Annotated in this window: 10 protein-coding genes and 3 pseudogenes; 10 read left to right on the top strand and 3 right to left on the bottom strand. The window is 52.7% G+C overall.

Features of this window, described 5'->3' with window-relative positions; genetic code table 11:
* The first annotated feature begins 216 nt into the window (after positions 1–216).
* Positions 217–1461 (top strand): serine/threonine transporter SstT, encoded by a 1245-nt coding sequence (gene sstT, locus FDW95_RS17005; RefSeq protein ID WP_096755585.1) that lies wholly within the window; start codon positions 217–219, stop codon positions 1459–1461.
* Between the two features lie 16 nt (positions 1462–1477).
* On the opposite strand, the gene FDW95_RS17000 is transcribed toward sstT, so the two are convergent.
* The 3 genes and pseudogenes from FDW95_RS17000 to uxaC form a co-directional block, all read right to left on the bottom strand.
* Entirely contained in the window at positions 1478–2032 is a 555-nt protein-coding gene (locus FDW95_RS17000; RefSeq protein WP_115257430.1) for a YgjV family protein, read from the bottom strand.
* Positions 2033–2252: 220 nt separating this feature from the next.
* A pseudogene (locus tag FDW95_RS16995) lies at positions 2253–3741 on the bottom strand (altronate dehydratase family protein).
* A 13-nt stretch (positions 3742–3754) separates the two neighbouring features.
* Positions 3755–5167 (bottom strand): glucuronate isomerase, encoded by a 1413-nt coding sequence (gene uxaC / locus FDW95_RS16990; RefSeq protein ID WP_096755582.1) that lies wholly within the window; start codon positions 5165–5167, stop codon positions 3755–3757.
* 461 nt (positions 5168–5628) lie between these two features.
* Between uxaC and FDW95_RS24170 the strand changes: the two are divergent.
* The 9 genes and pseudogenes from FDW95_RS24170 to FDW95_RS23985 form a co-directional block, all read left to right on the top strand.
* Positions 5629–6418 (top strand): annotated as a pseudogene (locus FDW95_RS24170) (MFS transporter); the annotation flags it as partial.
* Positions 6398–6901, top strand: coding sequence for an MFS transporter (locus FDW95_RS24165; protein ID WP_349290506.1), 504 nt, complete (start codon positions 6398–6400; stop codon positions 6899–6901). The pseudogene FDW95_RS24170 and the gene FDW95_RS24165, both read left to right, overlap by 21 nt.
* 132 nt (positions 6902–7033) lie before the next feature.
* Positions 7034–7810 (top strand): transcriptional regulator ExuR, encoded by a 777-nt coding sequence (exuR, locus tag FDW95_RS16980; RefSeq protein WP_096755581.1) that lies wholly within the window; start codon positions 7034–7036, stop codon positions 7808–7810.
* A gap of 350 nt (positions 7811–8160) precedes the next feature.
* On the top strand, positions 8161–8823 hold the full coding sequence (gene yqjA, locus FDW95_RS16975; protein WP_045447871.1) for a DedA family general envelope maintenance protein YqjA: 663 nt from the start codon (positions 8161–8163) through the stop codon (positions 8821–8823).
* Between the two features lie 3 nt (positions 8824–8826).
* Positions 8827–9210, top strand: coding sequence for an EnvZ/OmpR regulon moderator MzrA (gene mzrA, locus FDW95_RS16970; RefSeq protein WP_096755580.1), 384 nt, complete (start codon positions 8827–8829; stop codon positions 9208–9210).
* Positions 9211–9357: 147 nt separating this feature from the next.
* Positions 9358–9726, top strand: coding sequence for a DUF1090 domain-containing protein (locus tag FDW95_RS16965; RefSeq protein WP_096759327.1), 369 nt, complete (start codon positions 9358–9360; stop codon positions 9724–9726).
* 33 nt (positions 9727–9759) lie between these two features.
* Entirely contained in the window at positions 9760–10065 is a 306-nt protein-coding gene (locus FDW95_RS16960) for a YqjD family protein (protein WP_096755579.1), read from the top strand.
* A gap of 2 nt (positions 10066–10067) precedes the next feature.
* The gene (locus FDW95_RS16955) at positions 10068–10463 is read left to right on the top strand and encodes a phage holin family protein (RefSeq protein ID WP_096755578.1); all 396 of its coding nucleotides are present in this window, start codon (positions 10068–10070) and stop codon (positions 10461–10463) included.
* A pseudogene (locus tag FDW95_RS23985) lies at positions 10463–10534 on the top strand (hypothetical protein); the annotation flags it as partial. The gene FDW95_RS16955 and the pseudogene FDW95_RS23985, both read left to right, overlap by 1 nt.

Raw genomic sequence — 10534 nt, 5'->3', positions numbered from 1 at the left:
GACGCCCACTGTGTGCGTCGGGCTTTTTGTTTAACATGTCATCACAATGTTAATTTAAAGTTATAAAATATGATCTCAGCGTAAAATCCAGGATATTTCGCTTCCCGAAGCGTGTTCTTTCCTTATACTCAGCCATGCAAACATTTGCCTCACTCTGAAAGATGCGTCTATAGAACGCACAAGGGTCAGGCGACAACACAATAAAAGGATTACGAAATGACTACGCAACGTTCGTCGGGGCTGATCTCGCGTTTGGCGCAAGGGAGCCTTGTTAAGCAAATTTTGATAGGTTTAGTACTGGGGATTGCGCTGGCACTGATCTCAAAACCGGCTGCAGAAGCCGCTGGTTTGCTGGGCACCCTGTTCGTCGGCGCATTAAAAGCCGTCGCTCCCATCCTGGTTCTGATGCTGGTAATGGCCTCTATTGCGAACCATCAGCATGGGCAAAAAACCAATATCCGTCCGATTCTGTTCCTCTACCTGCTCGGTACCTTCTCCGCGGCATTAGCGGCAGTGGTGTTCAGCTTTGCCTTCCCCTCGACGCTGCATCTTGCCAGCAGCGCTAACGATATTGTGCCACCATCGGGCATTGTCGAAGTGATGCGTGGGCTGTTGATGAGTATGGTGTCGAACCCGATTGATGCCCTGCTTAACGCGAACTATATCGGCATTCTGGTATGGGCCGTCGGCCTGGGTTTTGCCCTGCGCCACGGGAATGAAACGACCAAGAATCTGGTCAACGATATGTCCAACGCCGTCACCTTTATGGTGAAACTGGTGATTCGTTTCGCCCCTATCGGTATTTTCGGCCTGGTTTCCTCCACGCTTGCTACCACGGGTTTTGCTACATTGTGGGGCTATGCGCAGCTGTTGGCAGTGCTGGTAGGTTGTATGCTGCTGGTGGCGTTCGTGGTCAACCCGCTGCTGGTGTTCTGGAAAATTCGTCGCAACCCGTATCCGCTGGTGCTGGCTTGCCTGCGTGAAAGCGGCGTGTATGCCTTCTTTACCCGCAGCTCTGCCGCCAACATTCCGGTGAATATGGCGCTGTGTGAGAAGCTGAATCTGGACCGCGATACCTACTCGGTTTCTATCCCACTGGGTGCAACCATCAACATGGCTGGCGCGGCGATCACCATTACCGTGCTGACGCTGGCAGCGGTGAATACACTGGGGATCCCGGTTGATTTACCGACTGCGCTGCTGTTGAGCGTCGTGGCATCGCTTTGTGCCTGTGGCGCATCTGGCGTGGCGGGTGGCTCTCTGCTGCTAATCCCACTGGCGTGTAATATGTTCGGTATCCCGAATGATATCGCCATGCAGGTAGTTGCCGTCGGCTTTATTATCGGCGTGTTGCAGGACTCCTGTGAAACCGCACTGAACTCCTCAACCGACGTATTGTTTACCGCTGCAGCCTGCCAGGCTGAAGACGAACGTCTGGCAAACAACGCCCTGCGCGGCTAATCACTTTTCCCCTCCGTCATGGTGCGGAGGGGTTTTCTTTCTGTACGCTTTTTTCAATTTTGAAGGGATCTATCCCCCGTTTTTGCATGCGTCTGAAACGAATAATATTCAGGCCGTTCATCACCAGAAAACTGCCTTCAATCATCGTGCCGCCAATCGATCCCAACCAGAAATTATGCACCACCCAGCAGGCGGTCGCGCACCACATCACACAGCGGACGGTTAATCCTTTACAGCGAAACAGCGCCCAAGTGCTGGCCAGCGTGCCAATAATGGGGAGTAACTCCATCGCATGCTGTAGTTTCGCCAATCCAAGAACCAGCGTGAGAACGATAAAAACGGTCATCACCCACAGTTTGCGGGTGCGCATCGAGACCAGGGTTCGGATGGTGTTTAGCTCCGCACTCATCCCCGCGGGCCAGGCCCCCATCAAAAAGAAGTGTACCCCGATAGTGGCACTATAGACGGCAAGCTGCAGCCGGAAGCGGCGCTCATCGCGGTTGAAAAAGGTGGTAATCCCGATCAGAAAGGCGATGACACCTACGCCCTGGGCCAGCCAATACGCGGTCATGAAAAATCCTTGTGAGGAAATGCAAAAACAAACGGCGCCTCATATTATGAAACGCCGTTTTTAAAATCTACTCTATTTCGATTACCCAATAGATTTCGTGCGACAGCAAGGCGGCAAGCATGTAGGCCGGATAAGGCGTTTACGCCGCCATCCGGCAACGGTTTATGCCTGATGGCGCTACGCTTATCAGGCCTACTGATCGCGTAGGCCTGTACAATTATTACAACGTTACGCCACTTTTGAAAATAGCCAGCTCGCGGAAGTCATTACGTTCGTTACAGGTCGGTTTACCATTAGCAAACTCGACGATGGTATCGACAAACTCATTCAGCAGTTGAGGCATGGCTTTACCGTGGATCAGCTGTCCCGCATCAAAATCGATCCAGTGCTTTTTCTTCGCCGCCAGCTCGCTGTTCGTGGCAATTTTCACCGTCGGTACAAAGCCGCCGTAAGGCGTGCCTCGACCGGTACTGAATAGCACCATATGGCAGCCAGCACCCGCCAGCGCGCTGGTGGCAACGGCGTCGTTCCCCGGCGCGCTTAACAGATTCAGACCGTGCGTTTTTAGCCGTTCACCGTAACGCAATACATCGACAACCTGGCTGGAACCCGCTTTCTGCGTGCAGCCCAGTGATTTATCTTCCAGCGTGGTGATGCCCCCCCGCCTTGTTACCCGGTGACGGGTTCTCATAAATCGGCTGGTCGTGGGCAATGAAGTACTGCTTGAAGTCATTGACCATCGTCACCAGCTTGCCAAACGTCTCTTCGTCACGGCAATGGCTCATCAGCAGTTGCTCAGCGCCAAACATTTCCGGAACTTCGGTCAGCACGGTGGTGCCACCGTTGGCAATCACATAGTCGGAGAAACGTCCCAGCATCGGGTTAGCCGTGATGCCGGACAGGCCGTCAGACCCGCCGCATTCCAGACCAAACTTCAGCTCGCCCAGTTTACCTGGCTCACGCTTATCGTGGCGCATCACGTTGTACAACTGATGGAGATGTTCGATTCCCGCCTCCACTTCGTCTTCCTGATGTTGGCAGACCATGAAGTGCACGCGTTCAGGATCGAACTCGCCCAACGTTTCGCGGAAGGCATCCACCTGGTTGTTTTCACAACCAAGCCCCACCACCAGCACCGCCCCCGCGTTCGGGTGACGCACCATGTTTTGCAGCATGGTGCGGGTGTTGATGTGATCGTCACCCAGCTGCGAGCAGCCGTAGGTGTGGCTGAAAAGATGAACGCCATCGATGCCTTCAGCATCGTTGGTCTCTTTCAGGAAGCGGGTCTGCATCTGACGCGCCATGGCGTTAACGCAGCCGACGGTCGGCAGGATCCACAGTTCGTTACGCACCCCGACATCACCGTTGGCACGACGGTAGATCTGCACATCGCGATCTGCCGGTTGTACCTCAGGTTCCTGAAAGTCGGGTTGATAGCTATATTCATCCAGATCGCTCAGATTGGTGCGCGTATTGTGAGCATGGATATGTTCACCCGCCGCAATATCCGCCAGAGCATGGCCAATCGGCAGGCCATATTTAATGACGTTCTCACCCTGAGCAATATCGCTCAAGGCAAATTTGTGTCCACGTACAACGTCCTGTCGTAGCGTTACGGTATGGCTATCTACACTAACCTGCGTGCCTTGCGCCAGATCGGCCAGCGCAACCGCAACGTTATCCAGCGTATGGATCTTGATGTATTGCATATCAACCCGGACCTTAGTTCAGTTCAATGGCAAAATAATCGCGCGCATTGTTGAAGCAGATATTTCTCACCATTTCACCCAGCAGCTGGATATCTGCCGGGGCTTCACCCGCGGCAACCCAGCGGCCAATCATCTGGCACAGAATGCGGCGGAAATATTCATGGCGCGTATATGACAGGAAGCTACGGCTGTCGGTCAGCATGCCGACAAAACGGCTCAGCAGACCGAGCTGCGCCAACTGCGTCATTTGGCGTTCCATTCCGTCTTTCTGATCGTTGAACCACCAGCCGGACCCGAACTGCATTTTTCCCGGCATACCTTCGCCCTGGAAGTTGCCGATCATGGTGCCCAGCACTTCGTTGTCGCGCGGGTTCAGGCAGTACAGGATGGTTTTTGGCAGCAGGTTTTCTTCGTTCTGCTTGCTCAGCAGTTTGGAGAGTTCTTCCGCAACCGGACGATCGTTGATCGAATCGAAGCCCACATCCGGCCCCAACAGTTTGAACTGACGCAGGTTGTTATTACGCAGTGCGCCAATATGGTACTGCTGGACCCAACCACGACGGGCATATTCCGCACCAAGGAACACCAGCACGGCCGTTTTAAACTGCGCCACTTCATGCTCGCTCAGCGTTTCACCAGCCAGACGACGCGTCAGGATGTTGTCGAGTTCAGATTCATTAGATTCAGCAAACAGCACCACATCCAGCGCATGGTCAGACACTTTACAGCCGTGTGCAGCGAAGTGATCCAGGCGTTTGGTCAGCGCGGTTTGCAGATCGGTGAAGCGACGGATATCGGTGTCGGACACCTCACCCAGCTTCGTCATGTAGTCGTTAAAGGTTGCCTGCTCAATATTGAAGGCTTTATCCGGGCGCCAGCTCGGCAGCACTTTGACGGCAAAGGTGCTGTCCTTGGCGACCGAGGCGTGATGTTCCAGTGAATCAATCGGATCGTCAGTGGTACCGACCATTTTCACGTTCATCTGCTGCATGATGCCGCGCGCGGAAAATTGTTCCTGCGCCAGCAGTTCGTTGCACTGATTCCAGATTTCATCCGCCGTCGCAGGCGACAGTAGCTTACCTGTAATACCAAACGGGCGACGCAGTTCAAGATGCGTCCAGTGGTAAAGCGGGTTGCCAATAGTGTGCGGAACCGTCGCGGCCCAGGCGTCAAACTTCTCACGATCGGACGCATCGCCGGTACACAGGCGCTCAGCAACACCGTTAGTACGCATAGCGCGCCATTTGTAGTGATCGCCTTTCAGCCAGATGTCATACAGGTTGTTAAAACGGTAGTTGTCCGCGATTTGCTGCGGCGGCAGATGGCAGTGGTAATCGAAGATTGGCTGATCTTTGGCGTAATCATGATACAGACGGCGGGCAAATTCGGTATCCAGCAGAAAATCTTCAGTCATAAACGGGGTCATTATCGTCTTCCTCTCAGCGAGTGCGTCAGATTGCTTATGTTTTGATGCTGACAAAGTTATCACACCAATTTCCACAGGCTGAAGATATTTTCGTGAGTTAGATCAACAAATGGCGACAAAAAAATTACTCTCAAAGAGGTAAATCTTACGCCAGCCCGCGCCAGCACTGGCTTTGCTGAATCGAAATAATGACCACACGAAGATTCACACTTTTGTGATGGCACTCACCTTTTAAAGCTGTATGACAAGTTATCTTTTTGCCGTCGCAATACATAAGCCGACGGAATGCAAATTACCGATGGTCCACCATCGGATTGACCGGTACGGAAACCGAATTAGCACGATTCTTGAAATGGCAAAGTTCGGGGAGTACCGGTTTTTTTCGGTCACCCCTTTCGTAAAAAGAACATCCTCCGCCCTACACAGGAAGATGACCGCTCGTTCGCGGAAATAACAAAACGATGAGGTTTTACATGCGTAAAATTAAAGGGTTACGTTGGTATATGATCGCACTGGTGACGCTTGGCACCGTGCTGGGTTACCTGACGCGTAACACTGTGGCGGCAGCTGCGCCAACGCTGATGGAAGAGTTACACATCTCCACTCAACAGTATTCCTATATCATCGCAGCGTACTCTGCTGCTTACACCGTTATGCAACCCGTTGCTGGCTACGTTCTGGACGTGCTGGGAACAAAAATAGGTTACGCGATGTTCGCCGTTCTGTGGGCCGTCTTCTGTGGCGCGAGGCGCGGTCGGTGCAGCTGAAGCGGCGATGATCCCAGCGGGTCTGAAAGCCAGCTCGGAGTGGTTCCCGGCCAAAGAGCGCTCCATTGCCGTCGGTTACTTTAACGTCGGTTCCTCTATTGGCGCGATGATTGCGCCGCCGCTGGTAGTCTGGGCCATCGTGATGCACAGCTGGCAGATGGCGTTCATTATCTCTGGTGTCCTGAGCTTCATCTGGGCCATGTGCTGGCTTGTGTTTTACAAACACCCACGCGATCAGAAAAAACTGTCCGACGAAGAACGTGATTACATTCTCAACGGCCAGGAATCACAGCATAAAAACGGCACGGCGAAGAAAATGTCCGTCGCGCAGATCCTGCGTAACCGCCAGTTCTGGGGCATTGCACTGCCGCGTTTCCTGGCAGAGCCGGCCTGGGGTACCTTTAACGCCTGGATCCCGCTGTTCATGTTTAAAGTTTACGGCTTTAACCTGAAAGAAATTGCCATGTTCGCCTGGATGCCCATGCTGTTTGCTGACCTCGGCTGTATCGTTGGTGGGTATCTGCCGCCGCTGTTCCAGCGCTGGTTCGGCGTCAACCTGATTGTGTCACGTAAAATGGTCGTCACCATGGGCGCATTCCTGATGATTGGCCCGGGCATGATTGGTCTGTTTACCAGCCCGTATATTGCCATCGCGCTGCTGTGCGTCGGGGGCTTTGCTCACCAGGCCCTGTCCGGTGCGCTGATCACCCTCTCTTCTGACGTCTTTGGTCGTAATGAAGTGGCTACAGCGAACGGTCTGACCGGGATGTCTGCCTGGCTGGCAAGCACCCTGTTTGCGCTGGTCGTGGGCGCCCTGGCTGACACCATCGGCTTTAGCCCACTGTTTGCGGTACTGGCAGTATTCGACCTGCTCGGTGCGTTAGTCATCTGGACGGTGCTGCAAAACAAACCGGCCAGCGAGGTCGACTCGGGACCGCAAACCGGCGATCCCGCACCACAAAGTTGACCTGACTCAATCACCAACGAAATACGTTCAAAGCCGCCAGCGTTCTGGCGGCTTTTTTATCGTCACAAGTGGAGCCAAATTCGCAAAAGTGGTATAACAAATAGAGTCTGCCGTATCATGCCTGGAGCGCATATGGAAATCACCGAACCACGACGTTTGTATCAACAACTTGCTGCCGATCTGAAGGCGCGCATTGAGCAGGGTGTTTACCTGGTGGGTGAAAAACTTCCCGCCGAGCGCTTTATCGCCGATGAAAAGAACGTCAGCCGTACCGTGGTCCGTGAAGCCATTATCATGCTCGAGGTTGAGGGCTACGTTGAGGTGCGTAAAGGATCTGGGATCCACGTCATCTCTAACCAGCCAAAACACTACGTCGCGCCAGATGCCAATCTTGAGTTTGCCAGCTACGGTCCATTTGAACTGCTGCAGGCACGCCAGCTTATAGAGAGCAATATTGCCGAGTTTGCCGCCACCCAGGTGACCAAACAGGACATCATGAAACTGATGGAAATCCAGGAGAAGTCGCGCAACGAAAAAAGCTTCCGTGACTCCGAGTGGGATCTCCAGTTCCATGTGCAAGTGGCGCTGGCAACGCAAAATACCGCACTGGCGGCGATTGTTGAAAAAATGTGGACTCAGCGTGTTCACAACCCGTACTGGAAGAAATTGCACGATCACATCGACCTGCGAACGGTAGATAACTGGTGCGATGACCATGACCAGATCCTACGGGCATTAATCCGTAAAGATCCCCATGCTGCCAAACTGGCGATGTGGCAGCACCTTGAGAACACCAAACAGATGCTGTTTAACGAAACCAGCGATGATTTTGAGTTCAACGCCGACCGTTATCTTTTTACCGATAATCCGGTGGTTCATCTGGATACGGCCGCTAACGGGGCAAAATAAGCGTTCTCATATTCACAGGCGCGCCAGGGCGCCTGTTTCTGACGCTCGGTAAGCATTAGGTATAAAGTGTCAGCCTGTGTAAATCCTCTCGCCACCCTCCTTTGCGATAAGCAAAATCACGGTTCAGCGACCGTAATTTCTATAACGGACTACGTTGACCTTTGTTACAATTACATGCGTTTTGAATTTTTGTGTATCAGTGCTTGCTTACTTTGCAACTTAACAGGGAACAGTTCAGGCCGTGAATTTGTGTCAGACCGCGATACATGCAAAAAAAGATCAATAATATTGCGGCGTTACAAACTCCAGAAAACCGGCATGACGACAACCGATTTCTCCAGGAATACTGAATGGAACTACTGACTCAATTACTGAATGCCTTGTGGGCTCAGGATTTTGAAACTCTGGCCAATCCGTCGATGATTGGCATGCTGTATTTTGTCCTGTTTACCATTTTGTTTCTGGAAAACGGGCTGCTTCCTGCGGCCTTTTTACCTGGTGACAGCTTACTGGTGCTGGTCGGCGTGCTTATTGCTAAAGGCGCAATGGGCTTTCCACAAACGGTGCTGCTCCTCACCACCGCGGCCAGCCTCGGCTGTTGGGTCAGCTACATCCAGGGACGATGGCTGGGGAATACCCGCATCGTGCAAAACTGGCTTTCTCATCTTCCCGCGCATTATCATCAGCGCGCGCACCATCTGTTCCATAAACATGGCCTGTCTGCGTTGCTGGTCGGGCGATTCATTGCCTTCGTCAGAACGCTGCTGCCGACCATTGCAGGACTCTCCGGCCTGAACAATGCGCGCTTTCAGTTCTTCAACTGGATGAGCGGACTGCTGTGGGTCTTGATCCTGACGTCACTCGGTTATCTGCTGGGCAAAACGCCGGTGTTCCTCAAGTACGAAGATCAGTTAATGTCGTGCCTGATGCTGCTTCCCGTTGTTTTACTGGTGTTTGGCCTCGCCGGTTCACTGGTTGTTTTATGGAAAAAGAAATACGGGAACCGGGGATAAATTATGCTGCTACCACGCATAACGCTCCGACGATTGGCCTGGACAACCACCTTTATCCTGTTTTTAGGCGCGCTTATCCTGACCTGGTCTGCCATTCGTCAGCAGGAGTCGACGCTAGCCATTCGCGCCGTTAACCAGGGCGCCAGCATGCCAGATGGTTTTTCTATCTGGCATCATCTGGATGCCAACGGCATTCGCTTTAAAAGCATTACCCCGCAAAATGATGCGCTGCTGATCACCTTTGATTCCAGCGCGCAAAGCGCAGCCGCGAAGGTCGTTCTCGACAGAACGTTGCCGCATGGCTTCGTCATCGCCCAACAGGATGATGATAATCAGGCGGTGCAGTGGTTATCACGTTTGCGTGATAACCCACACCGTTTTGGTTAACTTCCAGGAATCTGAATTATTTCACCCACTTTGGTGATTTTGCCGTTTAGTGCCTATGATTAATAAGCTGGGTTTATGGCCCACGCTTTTTTATCTGGAGCAACGACCCTCGCGTTACCGGGTCGAATCACAATGGAAGGTTCAAGTATGAAATACCGCATCGCTTTGGCTGTTACCCTTTTCGCTCTCAGTGCCAGCAGCTACGCCAACACCCTCTGTCAGGAAAAAGAACACGATATTCAGCGGGAGATTAGCTATGCCGAAAAGCACAACAATCAGAGTCGTATCAACGGCCTGAACAAGGCCCTGAGCGAAGTCCGGGCCAATTGTTCTGACAGCAAGCTACGTGCCGAGCATCAGAAAAAAATTGCAGAACAGAAAGATGAGATCGCCGAGCGTAAACGTGATCTCGCCGAGGCGAAACAAAAAGGCGATACAGATAAAATCACCAAACGCGAGCGCAAGCTTGCCGAAGCTCAGACTGAACTGAAAGAACTCGAGTCACGCGATTACTAAGTACGGTAACGACCCACTCACCTGGAGAAAACTATGTCAAAAGATAATGCTACGGAACACCTGCGCGCTGAGCTGAAATCCCTTGCGGATACGCTTGAAGAGGTACTGAGCTCCTCTGGCGATAAGTCGAAAGAAGAGTTGAGTAAAATTCGCAGTAAAGCAGAACGCGCGCTGAAAGAGAGCCGCAATCGCCTGGGTGAAACCAGCGATGTGATTGCTAAGCAAACTCGCGAAGCCGCGGCAAAAGCCGACAACTACGTACGCGAAAATCCATGGACAGGCGTCGGTATTGGCGCTGCGGTCGGCGTGGTGCTTGGCGTACTGCTGTCGCGCCGCTAACAATGGCGGACTCCGATCACGCACAAGGTCCAGGCAAAAACGTACTGGGTATCGGACAACGGATCATCACGATCCTCGTCGAGATAGTTGAGACCCGGTTACGTCTGGCCGTTGTTGAACTGGAAGAGGAAAAAGCCAACCTCTTTCAGCTACTGCTGATGCTGGGGCTAACTATGCTGTTCGCAGCATTTGGCCTGATGAGCCTGATGGTGCTTATCATCTGGGCCATTGACCCTCAGTACCGTCTCAACGCGATGATAGCCACCACCGTTGTGCTGTTGCTTCTGGCGCTCATTGGCGGGATATGGACGCTACGTAAAGCCCGTAAGTCAACGCTGTTACGTCATACCCGCCATGAACTTGCTAACGACAGGCAGGCCCTGGAGGATGATGCATAATGAGCAGTAAAGTCGAACGCGAAAAACGTAAGGCGCTGCTGCTTAGTCAGATCCAGCAGCAACGGCTGGAT

Source organism: Citrobacter sp. wls718 (assembly GCF_005280945.1).
GTDB lineage: Bacteria > Pseudomonadota > Gammaproteobacteria > Enterobacterales > Enterobacteriaceae > Citrobacter > Citrobacter gillenii.
Note: the sequence above shows the minus strand (reverse complement) of the source record. Positions and strands in the feature narration are given on the sequence as shown.